Genomic DNA, 16,740 nt, shown 5'->3' with positions numbered 1-16,740 from the left:
GTGTAGAGTAAATAACAGAAGGGCGTGTATTACACGCCCTATATTGCATAGCAAATTAAACTTATTTCAAACCAGCTTCTTCAATAAGTTTATTTGCGTTTTCCTTGTCTTCAGCAGTGGTTGCCGAAACAACAGGCGCTTCTAATTTCGCATAAGGTTCCATGTTAAATGGAGAAACCACATCGGTACGAAGTGGGTATTCTGCACGTACTGAAACAAACGCTTGTTGTCCTTCTTTACTTGCTAAGAAATCAACGAATTTTTTCGCTTCTTCTTTATTTTTAGAACCTTTTAATACCGCTGCACCAGAATAGGTCACTAATGCACCTGGATCTTGATGACGAATGAAGTAAAGACGTGTTTTGAGGTTATCAGCACCTTTTTCTTTTGCAAGTGAATACCAGTAATAGTTGTTGATTAACGCTGCTGGTACTTCACCATTTTCAACCGCTTGAAGAGCAACGCTGTTTTTCGCATAAAGTTTACCGTTTTCTTTTAAGCCTTTTAACCATTTAAGAGCGGCATCTTTACCTTTTAATTTGGTAATCGCAACAACTTGCTCTAAGAATGCACCTGAAGTTGGAACGTAACCAATTTTATCTTTCCATTTTGGTGTTGCATAATCTAACACGGATTTTTCCATGTCTTTTTCAGATAATTTAGTGTGATCGTAAACCACAACACGAGAACGACCGCTTAATGCAACCCAGTCTTTTTTAGGTGCAACAGGCACGCCATTATGTGCAGTTTGTTTGATTGTTGCATCTGAAAGTGGCTCTAAAAGACCAGCATCAGATAACGTTGCAAAAGGCGAAGTTTGTTCAGAAAAGAATACGTCAGCAGGGGTTTTATCACCCTCTTCTTTTAATTGGCCAGCAAGTTGATCGCTTTTTGCACTGTTTAAGGTCACTTTAATACCTGTTGCTTTTGTAAATGCATCAGCAACAGCTTGAGAACCTTCTTTGTGTTGGCCGTTGTAAACGGTAATATCTGCAGAAGCGAATCCTGCAAATGCCATTAAGCCGGTAAGGGCTGCAATTTTGAAATGTTTAATTTTCATGAAAACTCCTTTATGTTATTGGGCAAATCGCCCATTTTCTGAAAATACAAATTGTCTCATTCTAATATATTTAAAAGAGATAATGCAAATAATTATCAAAAAATATCATTTTGTCAATCGCTTAGAATGATTCGATAGATTACGTAAAGATTCATCGATAGTTCAGAAACATTTTATGGATAAAAAAAGACCGCTTGGTAGAACAAGCGGTCTAATTTTTAACGAAGATTACAAAATGTTTTTTTCGCCACGAGAGAGGCTAATAACCCCCGATCTTACGATCTCTTCCACAGAAGTTTCTTGTTTAATAGTTTCAATGAAAGCATTTAATTTTTCACTCGAGCCAGAAAGCTGAATCGTGTATAGCTTCGGCGTGATATCTACGATTTGTCCACGGAAAATATCCACCATCCGTTTCAATTCATCGCGAGAAGAGCCAGTTGCCCGAACTTTTAATAACATGATTTCACGCTCAACATGCTCAGTTTGACTTAAATTGCTGACTTTAAATACATCAATTAACTTATGTAGTTGTTTTTCAATTTGCTCTAAAATGCCTTCGTCGCCTTTTGCTACGATGGTCATGCGTGAAAGCGTTGGGTCATCTGTCGGCGCTACGGTTAGGCTTTCGATATTAAATGCGCGTTGAGAAAAAAGCCCGACGACGCGTGATAATGCCCCAGATTCGTTTTCAAGTAATACGGATAGTGTTCTACGCATCTTTTTTCTCCGGTTTAGTTAAAATCATTTCATTCATAGCCCCGCCACGCACTTGCATTGGGTAAACGTGTTCAGTTTCATCCACTTTTACATCAACAAACACTAATTTATCTTTAATGGCAAAAGCTTGGGTTAATTTTTCTTCTAGCTCACTTGGGTGGTCAATGGTAATGCCAACGTGGCCATAAGCTTCAGCAAGTTTTGCGAAATCTGGTAACGAGTTCATATAAACTTGCGAATGGCGACCAGAATAGATCAAATCTTGCCACTGTTTTACCATGCCTAAGAAGCGGTTGTTAAGGCTAACAATCACAACTGGAGTATCGTATTGTTTAACCGTTGAAAGCTCTTGGATGTTCATTTGAATTGAACCATCTCCCGTAATACAAACCACGGTTGCATCAGGGTGGGCAAATTTTGTTCCAATAGCAGCCGGTAAACCAAAGCCCATTGTGCCGGCACCGCCCGAGTTAATCCAACGACGAGGTTTATCAAAACCGTAGTGTAGTGCAGCAAACATTTGGTGTTGCCCTACATCAGATACGATATAAGCATCGCCTTTTGTTAGCTTATGAATTAAGCGTACAACCGCTTGTGGTTTGATCACGCTATCGCTTTTCTCGAAGTTTAAGCATTCTTTCGCTTTCCATTCTTTAATTTGTTCCCACCAAGCGGTCAAATCTGCTTGGCTTTTTGCAAGATTTTCATCTTCTAAAAGAGAAAGAAGTTCATCTAATACATTTTTAGCAGAACCTACAATTGGAATATAGGCTGGCACGGTTTTAGAAATTGAAGCAGGGTCAATATCAACGTGAATGATTTTCGCATTAGGGCAGTATTTGCTTAAATTATTTGTTGTACGATCATCGAAACGTACGCCAATCCCTAAAATTAAATCACTTTCATGCATCGCGTTATTGGCTTCATAAGTACCGTGCATGCCAAGCATACCTAAGAATTGGTTATCAGAAGCAGGGAATGCGCCTAACCCCATCAATGAACTGGTTACCGGTAAATTGAGTTTTTTCGCAAAATCGGTTAATTCCGCAGCACAATTTGCATAAATTACCCCACCACCAATATAAAGTACTGGTTTCTTCGCGACTAATAATGCTTTTAATGCTTTTTTAATTTGACCTTTATGCCCTTGAACCGTTGGGTTGTAAGAGCGAAGGGAAACTGATTTAGGATATTCGTAAGTGAATTTATTCGCTGGGTTAACCATATCTTTTGGAATATCAATTAACACAGGACCAGGGCGTCCGGTTGAAGCAATATAGAATGCTTTTTTGATGATGTTTGGAATCTCTTGCGGATCTTTAATCATAAAGCTGTGTTTTACCACAGGGCGAGAAATACCTAACATATCGCACTCTTGGAAAGCATCTGTACCAATTAAATTTGAAGGTACTTGTCCTGTTAAAATAACTAATGGGATGGAGTCCGCATAAGCCGTAGCAATACCAGTAATCGCATTGGTTGCACCAGGGCCAGATGTCACTAATGCGCAACCGACTTTACCAGTTGAACGGGCATAGCCATCAGCCATATGGATGGCGGCTTGCTCATGGCGAACTAAAACGTGGTTAATGTTATCTAGCGTATGAATCGCATCATAGATATCTAATACTGCACCGCCTGGATAGCCGAAAACGTATTCTACGCCTTCGTCTTTAAGCGATTGTACGACCATTTCTGCACCAGAAAGTTTTTTCATTGAATACTCCTGAGATGTTGTGTTTGATAATCCTGCTTTTGAATTAGCAGTGTTGGTAAGAGCATTCTGCAAAAAATGAAAAAGATTGTCTAGATACCTAAAAATGGTGTTTTTCAATATTTAATCTCAAATAAATAGAAAAATCAGATTTAAATAAAATTAAAATGAATAATAATGCCATTTTTAGATAAATTATCGGGATTTTATAAAATGAACAGAATTTAATTTTTTTAAGGAGAGAGGATAAAAAATATAAAAAGTGTGATTTAGATCACACTTTTTATAAAGAAAATCTCAAGCTTGGTTAGAAGTTAATCAACGAAGTTTTCTAATCCTTGTTTAATGCGTTCTGCTTCCGCTAATTCTGCTTTTTCTTGCGTGCTCTGTTCAACAAGGGCATCGATTTCTGTTGTCAGTTTGGCAATTGCATTACGATAAGTAATTTCTAATGTTTCACGGCTAGTTGCGATTACGCCTTGATCGTTTAAGAAACCATCTTGCACATCATAAACCCATCCATGAATAGAAAGTGATTTTCCGCGCTCCCAAGCGGCTTTAACAATCGATGAACGACCAAGATTATATACTTGTTCTGCCACGTTTAAGCGGGTCAGCATATCCGCGCGTTGTTCCGAAGAAAGTTTGCCAAGTAGATGGCTGTGCTTAAACCAAAGATCGCGAATATGTAATAACCAGTTACTGATAAGCCCATAATCTTCAACGGTTCCCATTGCGGCTTTAATGCCGCCACAATTAGTGTGGCCACAGATGATGATGTGCTTAATGTCTAACACGTCCACCGCATATTGAACAACAGATAAACAGTTAAGATCAGTATGGATCACAAGATTGGCTACATTACGATGAACAAATAGCTCACCTGGGCCTAATCCAGTCAGTTTTTCTGCGGGAACACGGCTATCTGAACAACCAATCCAAAGGTAGGTCGGTTTTTGGTGTTCAGCAAGTTCTTTAAAATAATTTGACTGTTCATCTTTCATCTTGGTTGCCCAAGCGTGATTATTGGCGAACAGTTGTGCAATATCTAACATAATATCTCCATGTTATATTCGTTGGAATAAAGAACGGTGGTATTTGCAAAAAAGATTGCAAATTCCACCGCTTGTAAAAGAATGGAAAAGAGGCTTAAAACACAGATGTTTCTAGTCGTAATTCGCCTTTTTCCACGATGATCGCTTTTCCAAATTTTTTCACTAACGCTTCTTTACTTTTCGTTTCATCCAGCGTGTAAACTGGCGTGCTGTTTAGCACTTCCGTTAATCCATCCATTAACACCGGCATAAACATCGCTAATTTTTCCTGATATTTTTCTGGCGTAGCAGACCAACTTAACAAACGAACATCTTGTAAAAACAATGCACCTTTTTCGGCATCATAATAAGGTTTGGTATCTAAATTTAGTTTAACCTGCGCATTATGTTTTTTGCCTTTAGCCGTTAAAATGCCGTCTACAATGCCTTGGATTTCCACTTTCTTTTCATCAGTTCGCCCAATGCGAGTAATCAGATCGTGTAAATTATAGTCAAGTTCAAATAAACCCGGCACGCCAACATTATTTTGTAATGGCACTTTTTCTGCCAAGTGATTATGCAAATAATGGTTAATTTCTTGTTCACTAATGCTTAATGGACTGGCAAAAACCATTGAGGCAAAACCTACCGTTAATGAGACGGCAGTCAATTTATGTAAAAGTTTCATGAAAAGCCTCTTTCAGTTAGTGTTCAATCAAAAAAATCTGTAAAATGTTGTACTTTTGATAGCTAATATAGCAATTTAGTTCTGTGAAAGGAAATAATAAATGAAAAAAATCTTATTAGCATTAGTTGTGATGCTGAGCGTTTCAGCCTGTTCTTTCGGCGGTGGTATTAGTGCTGGTGGTGGCTCTAATGGCGTTGGTGTAGGTGTAGGCATTGGTTCTGGTATTAACTTCTAATGCATTGATATTTTGCAACATTGCAACATTTTGGCGGAATTTGACCGCTTGTATATAGACTGTTTATCTATAAGAGGATTTTATGAAGTACGAACTTAAGAAAACCAATGGCAATGCGCGCCGTGGTCGTTTAATTTTTTCTCGTCCAAAGGGCGAATATGTAGTGGAAACCCCAGCATTTATGCCTGTGGGAACTTACGGTACCGTTAAAGGGATGACACCCGAAGAGGTGGCAGCAACAGGTGCTCAAATTTTATTAGGCAATACCTTCCATTTATGGCTTAGACCAGGGCAAGAAGTGATGAAAATGCACGGTGACTTGCATGATTTTATGCAATGGCATGGCCCGATTTTAACCGATAGTGGTGGCTTCCAAGTATTCAGTTTGGGTAAATTACGCAAAATTAAAGAAGAAGGCGTGACGTTCCAAAACCCAATCAGTGGTGAGAAGATCTTCCTTTCGCCAGAGAAATCTATGGAAATTCAATACGATTTAGGTTCTGATATCGTAATGATTTTCGATGAATGTACACCATATCCGGCGACTTTTGATTATGCGAAAAAATCGATGGAAATGTCACTTCGTTGGGCAAAACGTAGCCGTGATCGCTTTGATGAATTGGAAAATCCAAGAGCATTATTTGGTATTGTTCAAGGCGGAACCTTTGAAGAATTACGTAAAGTTTCAGTAGAAGGCTTAGTCAATATTGGTTTTGATGGCTATGCGGTTGGCGGCTTAGCCGTGGGTGAACCGAAAGAAGAAATGCACCGCATTTTAGAATTTACTACGCCGTTATTGCCACAAGATAAACCCCGTTACTTAATGGGTGTGGGCAAACCAGAAGATTTAGTCGAAGGTGTGCGCCGTGGTATTGATATGTTTGACTGTGTAATGCCGACGCGTAATGCGCGTAACGGTCATTTATTTGTTAGCGATGGCGTGGTGAAAATCCGTAATGCGAAATATAAAAATGACACCAGTACATTAGATCCAGAATGTGATTGTTATACTTGTAAAAACTACACCAAAGCTTATTTATATCATTTAGATAAATGTGGTGAAATTTTAGGTGCAAGACTTAATACCATTCACAACTTACGTTATTATCAACGTTTAATGGCACAAATTCGCCAAGCAATCGAAGAAGATCGTTTTAACGACTTTGTTGTGGAATTCTATGCCAAAATTGGTAAAGAAGTGCCACCAATGCAAAAAGCATAATAGAAAATCAGGCGCATTCAGTGCGCCTATTTTATAAAGGAGAAACTATGCAACAGCTTCAACCTCAACAATTTGCGACTTGGGCAGAACCCATTGAAATGCTTTATGCTTGCCATAGCAAAGTAAAACGCTTTTGCAAACAGTTACAAATTTTGCCAGCATATTTAGCAGAAAATGGTGTGAATCAAGCGGTGAAAAATGATGTTCAGCAAATTCTAAATTATTTTAATCGCTCAGCACCACTTCATCATGAAGATGAAGAACAGGATTTTTTCCCTATTTTGGCAAGTAAAAAGCCTGAAGCACAAACAGCAATTGATGAGCTAGAAAAACAACATCATACATTGCATCATAACTGGGCATTATTAGCACAAGCATTAGAAGATTTATTAGCCGGTAAGCAAGATCAAATTGATGAAACGCTAATTCAACAGTTTATTGCAGGCTATGATGTGCATATTGCGATTGAAGAGCCATTATTTGAAATGGGCAGAGAATGCTTAGATTCAGAAACTTTATCTGAAATGGGCAAAATTATGGCGGCACGTCGCAAATTATAATGGAATATGAACTTGATTTACGGGCATATCTTTGCCCGTTACCTTTATTGATGACCCAAAAGGCATTGATAAAGCTTGCTAGTGGCGATAGCCTAAAGATTCACTTAAATCATACAAGCCAGTTAGACGATATTCGCCTGCTTTGTGAAGCAGAACAATATCAAATAGTTGATGTGCAAAATTATGAAGATGAAATTTGCATATTAATCAAAAAATAAGACCGCTTGTAGGCGGTCTTATTACGTTTACTCAATCCACTTAATCACTTCATCAGCTGGTTTGCGATATTTCTTCTTAATTTCTTTCGAACGATAACCGAAAGTTACCATACAAGAAACGCCCCATTCATTGGCATCAAATAAACCTGCTTCGCTTAAAATACGATTGACGGATTCATAATGAAAACCTTCAATTGGACAAGAATCAATTCCAATCATTGCTGCACCAGTCATCATATTCGCTAGTGCGATATAGGTTTGCTTGCTGCACCAATCAAATAAGGTTCTTTCACTATCAGTGATTTGAATATCTTCGGTTTGGAAAGTCTTGTAGCGACTTAAAGTTGCTTCAATTTGCTCTGGTGTTAAACCACGACGTTCAAGCGAATTGCGAAAAAAAGCACTATCATAACGCGCATTTTTCTTGGCTAAAAGCACCACTAAATGACTCATTTCATTCATTGGATGCTTGATTCCCCAAGTTACAGGTGCAATTTTTTCACGAATTGCTTCATTTTGTAGCACTAAAAATTGCCAAGGTTCAGAACCCACTGAGCTTGGTGAAAGTCGCCCTAACTCTAAGATATATTCCATATCTTCACGACTAATTTTTTTATTCGCATCGTAGTATCGACAAGCACTACGAAAATGAAAAGCATCTAAAACTTGTTGTTTCTCAATTGACATAATTTCCTCACAAATGAAATATCAATGAACGAATCATACACCTTAAGTCAAAATTTGCAAAAATTTTAAGAAATAAGACCGCTTGTGAGAGCCTTGATTTAAGAAGAGAAATCAACGTCTTAGCCTATCTTTGCGTTTACTTTCTGCCTTCAAAGTATTATTATTTCAACAATTTTTCATCGATAAATTTAGAGGATAGAATGCAAAACCTAGAAAGTTTAGTCGCACAGGCTGTTGAGGCAGTAAATGCAGCGGAAGATTTGGCGGCATTAGAAGCATTAAAAGTAGAATATTTTGGTAAGAAAGGGCATTTTACTGCGTTAATGCAGGGGCTGCGTGATGTGCCCGCAGAAGAGCGCCCAGCGGTAGGTCAGAAAATCAATGATGCTAAACAAATTGCGCAAAATGCATTAAATGCGAAAAAAGAAGCATTAGAATCAGCAGAGTTAAATGCAAAATTAGCGAATGAGCGTATTGATGTTTCTTTACCGGGTCGTAAAACAGAATTAGGTGGATTGCATCCAGTTTCTATTACGATTGAACGTGTGGTGAAATTCTTTTCTGAATTAGGATTTACTGTTGCAAACGGGCCTGAAATTGAGACCGATTATTATAACTTTGATGCGTTAAATATTCCGGCTCATCACCCAGCACGTGCAGATCATGATACTTTCTGGTTTGATGCTCAGCGTTTATTACGTACCCAAACTTCAGGTGTGCAAATTCGTACGATGGAGAAAGTTCAACCGCCTTTACGTATTGTAGCGCCGGGTCGTGTGTATCGTAACGACTACGACCAAACGCATACGCCAATGTTCCATCAAATTGAGCTGCTTTATGTAGATAAAAAAGCTAACTTTACTGAATTAAAAGGCTTGATTCATGACTTCTTAAAAGCATTTTTTGAAGAAGACTTACAAGTACGTTTCCGTCCTTCATTCTTCCCATTCACAGAGCCTTCTGCTGAGGTAGATGTTATGCGTTCTAACGGTAAATGGTTAGAAGTATTAGGCTGTGGCATGGTGCATCCGAATGTATTGCGCAATGTTGGTATTGATCCTGACGAATACAGTGGTTTCGCGGTAGGCATGGGCGTTGAACGTTTAACTATGTTGCGCTATAACGTAACTGATTTACGTTCATTCTTCGAAAATGACTTACGTTTCTTAAAACAGTTTAAATAATTTGCTTCGCTCAAAATCTCCCCCAGTCCTCTTTTTCAAAGAGGGATTAGGGGAGATTTGATAACGATGCAAAATAGTGTACAAGCGGTTAAATTCCGCAAGAATTTTACAAAATTGGAAAGGATATAAAATGAAATTTAATGAATCTTGGCTGCGTGAGTGGGTAAATCCTGCAATTTCCACGGAGCAGTTATGCGACCAAATTACTATGCTAGGTCTAGAAGTGGATGGCGTAGAACCTGTTGCGGGTGCATTTACTGGTGTGGTTGTAGGTGAAGTGGTGGAATGTGCACAACACCCAGATGCAGACAAATTACGTGTGACAAAAGTCAATGTAGGCGGAGATCGTTTATTAGATATCGTATGTGGCGCACCAAATTGTCGCCAAGGTTTAAAAGTAGCTTGTGCGACTGAAGGCGCAGTTTTACCGGGCGATTTTAAGATTAAGAAAACTAAATTACGTGGTCAGCCGTCAGAAGGAATGCTTTGTTCATTTTCTGAACTAGGCATCAGAGAAGATCATAGTGGTATTATTGAATTACCTGCAGATGCGCCTATTGGTAAAGATTTTCGTGAATATCTGAATTTAGATGATGTTGCAATTGAAATTAGTTTAACCCCAAACCGTGCAGATTGTTTAAGCATTGCCGGTATTGCTCGCGAAGTGGGGGTGATTAACCGTGCAGAAGTTGTTGCGCCTGAGGTTCAAACTGTAGCAGCAACTATTACAGATAAAGTAGCGGTGAAATTAGAAGCACCAGAAGCTTGCCCGCGCTATTTAGCGCGCGTAGTGAAAAATGTAAACGTGAAAGCAGCATCTCCTTTATGGTTGCAAGAAAAATTACGTCGTTGTGGTATTCGTTCTATTGATCCAATCGTAGATATTACTAACTTGAGCTTGCTTGAGTTAGGTCAACCGATGCATGCTTTTGATGCCGCTAAAGTTGATGGCGCAATCCAAGTTCGTATGGCAAAAGCGGACGAAGAATTAGTATTATTAGACGGTACAACAGCTAAATTACAACCAAATACATTAGTTATTGCAGATGATAAAGGTGCATTAGCGATGGCAGGTATCTTTGGTGGCCAAGCAAGTGGTGTTAGCCAAGAAACCAAAGATGTTGTATTAGAAGCCGCATTCTTTGCGCCATTAGCGATTACAGGCCGTGCTCGTCAATATGGCTTACATACAGATGCTTCACATCGTTTTGAACGTGGTGTAGATCCTGAATTAACTCGTCGTGCAATGGAACGTGCAACTGCATTATTACTAGAAATTTGCGGTGGTGAAGCGGGTGAAATTGTTGAGGCAGTGAGCGAGGCGCATTTGCCAAAACGTAATAACGTCACGCTTAGAAGAGCTAAATTAGATGCGGTAATTGGTCATCACATTGAAGATCATGTTGTAACAGATATTCTTACTCGTTTAGGCTTAAATGTTCGTTTTGAAAATGACACTTGGACAGCAGTTGCACCAAGTTGGCGTTTTGATATTGAAATTGAAGAAGATTTAATTGAAGAAGTTGCGCGTATTTACGGTTATAACAGCATTCCAAATAATTCTCCATTAGCACACCTTGAAATGAAAGGAACGCCTGAAAAATTATTGGAAGCGAGCCGTGTGCGTACAGCATTGGTAGATAGTGATTATCAAGAAGTCATTACTTATAGCTTTGTAGATCCGAAAATCCAACAGTTATTACATCCAGAACAGGAAGCGTTAGTTTTACCTAACCCGATTTCCAGTGAAATGTCTGCAATGCGCGTTTCATTATTAACTGGGTTATTGGAAACTATCGTTTATAACCAAAACCGTCAACGACCCCGTGTTCGTATTTTTGAAACGGGATTACGCTTTATTCCAGATACTAATGCTGAATCTGGCGTGCGCCAAGAGCCTGTGTTTGCAGCCGCGATTGTAGGTGATAAACGTTCAACCTATTGGGAAAGCAAAGCAGAAGCAGTTGATTTCTTTGACTTAAAAGGGGATTTAGAGCGCATTCTGTCATTAACATCCGTACGTCATGATTTACAATTTGTAGCGAAAAGTTTCCCTGCATTGCATCCGGGACAATCTGCGGCAATTATGTTAGATGGTCAGGAAATTGGATTTATCGGCACTGTGCATCCAAGCATCGTACAAAAATTAGGAATTAAAGGTAAACCGGTTGTATTTGAAATTTTAGCGCAAGCTATTTCAGAACGTCCTATCCCTGCAGCGAAAGAGATTTCTAAATTCCCTGCTAATAACCGTGATATTGCGGTTGTGGTAGATAACAACGTTGCTGCAGGCGATGTATTAAATGTGTGCCGTCAAGCTGGTGGTGAAAAACTTATTGCGGTTAACTTATTCGATGTTTATCAAGGTGCAAATCTTGCTGAAGGTAAGAAAAGTTTAGCTATTAGTTTAACTATTCAAGATGCGGAAAAAACGTTAGAAGAAGACGAAATTAATGCGGTGATGCAAGCAGTATTATCTGCGCTAGCAGAGCGCTTTAATGCAGTGCTTCGTGACTAATAAATGGGTTGACCCGAAAAAGGATATTTTATGGCATTAACAAAAGTGGAATTAGCGGAAGCATTAGTGGCAAAAGGCTTTGATAAAGCGCAAGCAAAAGACTTTGTCGAACAATTTTTTAATGAAATCCGTAACGCATTAGCCTCTGGTAAAGAGGTGAAATTATCTGGTTTTGGTAATTTCCAACTGCGTGAGAAAAAAGCACGCCCTGGGAGGAATCCTAAAACTGGTGAAGAAGTTTCGATTTCTGCGCGCCGTGTCGTCACTTTTAAAGCTAGCCCTAAAATGCGAGAACGGGTCAGTGCATTTAAAGCAAAAAATTAAGTAGATTCTTCCGTAGCAATACGGAAGAATGACTAAGAGGATATGTTATGAATTATCGTTCACCCTTGAAAGTATTGGCATTAGCAACTTTTTCGGTAATTTTGACCGCTTGTTCATCAAGTACCAATCAAAACGTGAAAGGGCCAATTAAAGCTAAAGCAGGTATCTTCAAAACCAATCGCGTGATCTCAAATTTAGATGATCAAATTATGGTGATTGCCAATTTAAGTGAACATCAGCAAGAATGGCAAGGTACTCGTTATCGCATTGGTGGAAATTCAAAGAGTGGCGTAGATTGTTCCGGATTTATGCAAATTACCTTCCGTGACCTATTTGGCATTGATTTACCAAGAATGACTGTTGATCAGGCCAAAGAAGGAACGAAAATTAGTAAAAGCGAATTAAGAACGGGCGATTTAGTCTTCTTTAATACAGGAAGAGGCCCCAATGGTAAGCATGTGGGGGTCTATGTTAAAAACGGGCAGTTTTTACATGCTTCAACTAAAGGCGGGGTGATTTATTCTGATATGGATTCTCCATATTGGACTAAAACATTCTGGCAAGCACGCCGGTTATAATTTTTATATTGTTTGGCTAAAAGTTTGAAGCAGATCACAAAATCGAAAAGAAGTTCCTTGGAATCAAAAAATAAGTTTGAAAATTGTGTGAAACTTTCGTACTCTAAGCCTAACAAATATAAGTGTTGTTTTAACAACCTATTTATAAATTTGCTTTCCGAGTAGCCCCTGATTAGGGGCTTTTTTTTTAGGCTTTGAAATAGTCTAATAACGGTGTTGGATTTTCGATATATTGTGTCAAATCTCTGTTTTCTGGGTGGCCGATATAAGGAATTTGTCCAAGCAATGGTGCATCAATTTGTTTGGCAAGTAATTCGACTAATTTCGTATAATGACGTAAACCAGGATTGATACGATTTGCAACCCAACCTAGCAATGGTACCCCGCGCGCTTTTATCGCTTCTGCAGTAAGCAAAGCATGGTTTACGCAACCTTCTTTTATTCCAACTACTAATACAACCGGCATTTGATTTTTTTCTACCCAATCAGCAAAACTAAACTGTTTTTTGATTGGTGTTAACCAGCCATAAGTGCCTTCAACCAAAACATTTTGATAATTCTCTTTTAAGCGTGCGAGATCACTATCTAATTTTTCAACTTGAATGCGACGAACCGCATCCAATGCAGCAAACACAGGCGTGCTTGAATGTTTGAAGGTATAACTATTGATTTCTTGATATGACACAGGCTGTGTGCAGCTATTGAGTAGTATTAGCACGTCAGAGTTATCTTCGCTAGCATAATCATTATAAATAGGATCGGTCGGGAGTTCGTCATCTCCACCACAAGCGATGGGTTTATAAGGCACGATTTTATATTGCTGTTGTTGTAAAACTTGCAATAAGGCACGGGAAACGATGGTTTTTCCAACATCGGTATCGGTGCCTGTGATGAATAGCGCAGGCATAATTTGTCCTTTTTTTGTTCAAAGCTACGCTAGTCTAGCGGATTTTTTAAAGAGAGATCCTGTCCTTGATCAAATTTCCTTCATAAATTCCCTGTTTAATCGCACTACAGGCAATAAAAGGGCTATCCCATTCTAATAAACTGGTTACTAAATTTAATGGTGAAAGCCTAATACCATAATCAGCTAATTTTTGGGTAAGTTGTTCAAATAGCATGTCTTTAACAGGAAGTAGCGGGGAATTCAGCATAATTTTTTCACTAGAGAAAATGCTGAGCAGGTTCATTAACAGATGTGCTAAATGGCTAGTGACATGCTCTAAGATAGCCAATGCGGCTGGATTCACTTGCTCAATCTGTTGGCATAAGAATACAATTTTTTCCTCAACTTGCGTGAGCGTATTTGGTAAATAGCGGTCTATTAAAAATGCAAGTGCAGGGAAAGTGAGTTGATCTGCGATTTGATATCGTTGCGCTTGTGGATGCGTTTTTTGCATGTAGGCTGCGACTTCATCACTCATTGGCCCAAAAGAAGGGGTTAATAAGTGATTGATGTTCATATCTACATTTTTATGTAACAAGCTGCCATTAACCATCACGCCAAGTCTTAGCGTGTCGCCATGTTGTAAAAAAAGCACATTCTGATGGCTAATCAATCTACCGAGTTTTGATTCGGTAAGGAGCCAAAGTTGGAAGTGCTCATTGAGTAGAATGGGTTGAGTAAACTGTCCTTTTAGCGCATTAACAATTGCGCATTGCAAGGCTGAATTACCTAATTGGACAATGTCTGTTTTTTTGGCATTGATGCGGCCGATCACACTAACGGAAACTGCCAATAAACGTGCATCGACAAGCGGTCGTTTTTGCTCAAAATTTTGCAAAAAGCTAAGAATTTTTTCATCTAGGGCAGGATAATCTTCGGCAGAAACGGTATAATTTTGTGAATAAATTGTGGTTCCATTTAATTCACAGAGTGAAATTTCTACCTTGTTAGGAGAAACAATAATGGAAAGAAGTTGCCAATAAAAAGGTGAGATAGCAAGTCCAACTGCTGGGCGCCCTCGTGTCGTATGATTTTGAACAGTGCGTTCAAGAATAAATTGCTGATCAATTAACGACTTAGTGAGATTTGTAATTGAGGCTGGCGCAAAACCAGAAAGCTTCGCGAGATCTGTTCGAGAGATGAGTTCGAATTGTTCAACCAGATGATAAATTTTGCCAAGATGTTGCAGGCGGTTTTCAGACATCATAACATCCCCTTTATCCTTACTCAAAAAATCACTCCAGTCCTTTGAGCATTTTGCTCCAGAGTGGCTAAAGGATTCAATGAGTTTATACTTAGATTGTGATCTGCATCACATTATTTATTTCAAAACATAAAAAAATTAGTGAGAAAGTAATGGCTATACCTTATCTTTGGGTTGATTCCAATGAAAAATTACGTGAAGTTTGTGAAGCTGCTCGGCAAAAAAAAGTAGTAGCATTAGATACTGAGTTTATTCGCATTCGTACCTTTTACCCGCAACTAGGCTTGATTCAGTTATTTGATGGGCAAACCGTTAGTTTAATTGACCCGAAAAAAATCCAAGATTTTTCAGCATTTTGCCATTTGTTAGCCGATGAACAGGTGATTAAAGTACTGCATGCTTGTAGCGAAGATCTAGAGGTGTTTCAACATCGCTTTCAGCAACTGCCAACGCCAATGATAGATACTCAAATTATGGCAGGATTTTTAGGGCTGGGAGCCTCTATTGGATTTGCTAAGTTAGTGGCACATTATCTTGAGATTGAGTTAGATAAAGGAGCATCCCGTACGGATTGGCTAGCACGCCCATTAAGCGAAGTCCAACTTGATTATGCGGCTGCAGACGTTTGGTATCTCTTACCCATTTATCAAAAAATGCAAGAAGCTATGCAAGAAAATCGTTGGATGCCAGCGGTAAGAGAAGAGTGCGAACAATTATTGCAGAAACGTCAGAAAACAGTTAATCCAAATAAAGCCTATCTCGATATTAGCCAAGCATGGCAGTTAACGCCTCAACAATTAGCTGTTCTACAAGTATTAGCAAAATGGCGCCTAGAAGAAGCGCAAAAACGTGATTTAGCACTAAATTTTGTGGTGAAAGAGCAGAGCCTATTTGAAATCGCCAAAACGCAGCCTAAGCATACTTCTGAGCTACTGAACTTTATGCATCCGAATGAAGTCCGTATTCATGGCAAAAAATTGCTTTGGTTAGTAGAGCAAGGACAAGCGGTTCCTCAAGAGAATTATCCTGAAAAGATTAACCGTTTATTTGATGAAGTTGGTTACAAACAAAATTTAAAAGCGATGCAGCAAAAATTAGCAGAAATTCGACCGCTTGATCTGCCAGCTGAGCTGCTTGCTAGCAAACGACAACTTAATCAATTATTTAAATGGCATCGTCAAGGTCGCCCACAAACTAATTTACCGGAACTTATGCAAGGCTGGCGAGCTAACTTTGGGCAGTTAATTGCAGAAGTGTTGGCTTAGACTTTATTTATATGGTTAAAAAAGATAGAATTCATTAGAACATTATTCTAAAAAGGCAAAAAAATGGAAAATAAAAAACTGCCAAAAGCACTTGATGCAATTGACTTTAAAATTTTAAATGAACTACAACGTAACGGAAAAATTTCTAATATTGAGCTTTCTAAACGTGTTGGGTTATCGCCTACACCTTGTTTAGAGCGGGTTAAACGTTTAGAAAAACAAAATGTTATTATGGGTTATCGCGCTTTGCTAAACCCAGAATTACTAGAAGCACCACTTTTGGTGATTGTTGAAATTACCTTAGTCAGAGGCCGTCCAGATGTGTTTGAAGAATTTAACAATGCTGTTCAGCAATTAGATGAAATTCAAGAATGTCATTTGGTTTCAGGGGATTTTGATTATTTACTGAAAACCCGTGTAGCAGATATGGCGGCTTATCGTAAATTACTGGGTACCACTTTATTACGTTTGCCGGGGGTGAATGACACACGCACTTATGTCGTCATGGAAGAGGTCAAACAGACAAACTATCTCCTGTTAAAATAAGGAAGGATTGTGATTAAATCATCAAACGGAAAGCAAA

18 protein-coding genes are annotated in these 16,740 nt (G+C 38.8%); 10 read left to right on the top strand and 8 right to left on the bottom strand.

Going from position 1 to position 16,740, the window contains the following annotated elements:
- Positions 1-61: 61 nt before the first annotated feature.
- The 5 genes from HMPREF1128_RS04065 to HMPREF1128_RS04045 all read right to left on the bottom strand — a co-directional run bounded on the left by HMPREF1128_RS04065 (position 62) and on the right by HMPREF1128_RS04045 (position 5,216).
- Positions 62-1,060: an iron ABC transporter substrate-binding protein gene (locus HMPREF1128_RS04065; RefSeq protein ID WP_007525017.1), complete on the bottom strand. Its 999-nt coding sequence runs from the start codon at positions 1,058-1,060 to the stop codon at positions 62-64.
- Between the two features lie 228 nt (positions 1,061-1,288).
- A complete protein-coding gene (gene ilvN / locus HMPREF1128_RS04060) occupies positions 1,289-1,780 on the bottom strand; it encodes an acetolactate synthase small subunit (protein WP_007524449.1) in 492 nt (163 codons plus the stop codon).
- Positions 1,773-3,497, bottom strand: coding sequence for an acetolactate synthase 3 large subunit (locus tag HMPREF1128_RS04055; protein ID WP_007524967.1), 1,725 nt, complete (start codon positions 3,495-3,497; stop codon positions 1,773-1,775). Before HMPREF1128_RS04055 ends, ilvN begins: the two co-directional genes overlap by 8 nt.
- Positions 3,498-3,808: 311 nt before the next feature.
- Positions 3,809-4,549, bottom strand: coding sequence for a carbonate dehydratase (gene can / locus HMPREF1128_RS04050; protein WP_007525484.1), 741 nt, complete (start codon positions 4,547-4,549; stop codon positions 3,809-3,811).
- 94 nt (positions 4,550-4,643) lie between these two features.
- Positions 4,644-5,216 carry a DUF1439 domain-containing protein gene (locus HMPREF1128_RS04045; RefSeq protein ID WP_007525272.1) on the bottom strand — a complete coding sequence of 191 codons (573 nt, stop codon included), beginning with the start codon at positions 5,214-5,216 and terminating at the stop codon, positions 4,644-4,646.
- 100 nt (positions 5,217-5,316) lie between these two features.
- Between HMPREF1128_RS04045 and HMPREF1128_RS10415 the strand changes: the two genes are divergently transcribed.
- The 4 genes from HMPREF1128_RS10415 (at position 5,317) to HMPREF1128_RS04030 (ending at position 7,451) form a co-directional block, all read left to right on the top strand.
- On the top strand, positions 5,317-5,451 hold the full coding sequence (locus HMPREF1128_RS10415) for a lipoprotein (RefSeq protein WP_007524027.1): 135 nt from the start codon (positions 5,317-5,319) through the stop codon (positions 5,449-5,451).
- Positions 5,452-5,533: 82 nt separating this feature from the next.
- A complete protein-coding gene (gene tgt / locus HMPREF1128_RS04040) occupies positions 5,534-6,673 on the top strand; it encodes a tRNA guanosine(34) transglycosylase Tgt (protein ID WP_007524841.1) in 1,140 nt (379 codons plus the stop codon).
- A 47-nt stretch (positions 6,674-6,720) separates the two neighbouring features.
- On the top strand, positions 6,721-7,233 hold the full coding sequence (locus HMPREF1128_RS04035; RefSeq protein ID WP_007524493.1) for a hemerythrin domain-containing protein: 513 nt from the start codon (positions 6,721-6,723) through the stop codon (positions 7,231-7,233).
- On the top strand, positions 7,233-7,451 hold the full coding sequence (locus HMPREF1128_RS04030; RefSeq protein WP_007524754.1) for a sulfurtransferase TusA family protein: 219 nt from the start codon (positions 7,233-7,235) through the stop codon (positions 7,449-7,451). The genes HMPREF1128_RS04035 and HMPREF1128_RS04030 overlap by 1 nt, the downstream gene beginning before the upstream one ends.
- Before the next feature lie 27 nt (positions 7,452-7,478).
- Here the strand turns inward: HMPREF1128_RS04030 and HMPREF1128_RS04025 are convergent, their stop codons facing one another.
- Positions 7,479-8,141, bottom strand: coding sequence for an NAD(P)H-dependent oxidoreductase (locus HMPREF1128_RS04025; RefSeq protein WP_029495019.1), 663 nt, complete (start codon positions 8,139-8,141; stop codon positions 7,479-7,481).
- Positions 8,142-8,338: 197 nt separating this feature from the next.
- Here HMPREF1128_RS04025 and pheS point away from each other — a divergent pair, with 197 nt between their 5' ends.
- The 4 genes from pheS to HMPREF1128_RS04005 all read left to right on the top strand — a co-directional run bounded on the left by pheS (position 8,339) and on the right by HMPREF1128_RS04005 (position 12,742).
- Positions 8,339-9,322 carry a phenylalanine--tRNA ligase subunit alpha gene (pheS, locus tag HMPREF1128_RS04020; protein WP_007524769.1) on the top strand — a complete coding sequence of 328 codons (984 nt, stop codon included), beginning with the start codon at positions 8,339-8,341 and terminating at the stop codon, positions 9,320-9,322.
- Between the two features lie 130 nt (positions 9,323-9,452).
- Entirely contained in the window at positions 9,453-11,840 is a 2,388-nt protein-coding gene (pheT, locus tag HMPREF1128_RS04015; protein ID WP_007524386.1) for a phenylalanine--tRNA ligase subunit beta, read from the top strand.
- A gap of 30 nt (positions 11,841-11,870) precedes the next feature.
- Positions 11,871-12,164 (top strand): integration host factor subunit alpha, encoded by a 294-nt coding sequence (locus HMPREF1128_RS04010; protein WP_007524318.1) that lies wholly within the window; start codon positions 11,871-11,873, stop codon positions 12,162-12,164.
- A gap of 47 nt (positions 12,165-12,211) precedes the next feature.
- Positions 12,212-12,742, top strand: coding sequence for an NlpC/P60 family protein (locus HMPREF1128_RS04005; RefSeq protein ID WP_007524244.1), 531 nt, complete (start codon positions 12,212-12,214; stop codon positions 12,740-12,742).
- 187 nt (positions 12,743-12,929) lie between these two features.
- On the opposite strand, the gene bioD is transcribed toward HMPREF1128_RS04005, so the two are convergent.
- Entirely contained in the window at positions 12,930-13,649 is a 720-nt protein-coding gene (gene bioD / locus HMPREF1128_RS04000) for a dethiobiotin synthase (protein ID WP_007524042.1), read from the bottom strand.
- A gap of 46 nt (positions 13,650-13,695) precedes the next feature.
- The gene (locus HMPREF1128_RS03995) at positions 13,696-14,895 is read right to left on the bottom strand and encodes an ROK family protein (RefSeq protein ID WP_007524902.1); all 1,200 of its coding nucleotides are present in this window, start codon (positions 14,893-14,895) and stop codon (positions 13,696-13,698) included.
- A 149-nt stretch (positions 14,896-15,044) separates the two neighbouring features.
- Here HMPREF1128_RS03995 and rnd point away from each other — a divergent pair, with 149 nt between their 5' ends.
- Positions 15,045-16,157 (top strand): ribonuclease D, encoded by a 1,113-nt coding sequence (gene rnd, locus HMPREF1128_RS03990; protein ID WP_007525114.1) that lies wholly within the window; start codon positions 15,045-15,047, stop codon positions 16,155-16,157.
- A 63-nt stretch (positions 16,158-16,220) separates the two neighbouring features.
- Complete coding sequence (gene lrp / locus HMPREF1128_RS03985) at positions 16,221-16,703, top strand: leucine-responsive transcriptional regulator Lrp (RefSeq protein ID WP_007524938.1); 483 nt, start codon at positions 16,221-16,223, stop codon at positions 16,701-16,703.
- The last annotated feature ends 37 nt before the right edge of the window (positions 16,704-16,740 follow it).

Origin of the sequence: Haemophilus sputorum HK 2154 (assembly GCF_000287615.1) — a bacterium.
Taxonomy (GTDB): domain Bacteria; phylum Pseudomonadota; class Gammaproteobacteria; order Enterobacterales; family Pasteurellaceae; genus Haemophilus_A; species Haemophilus_A sputorum.
Note: the sequence above shows the minus strand (reverse complement) of the source record. Positions and strands in the feature narration are given on the sequence as shown.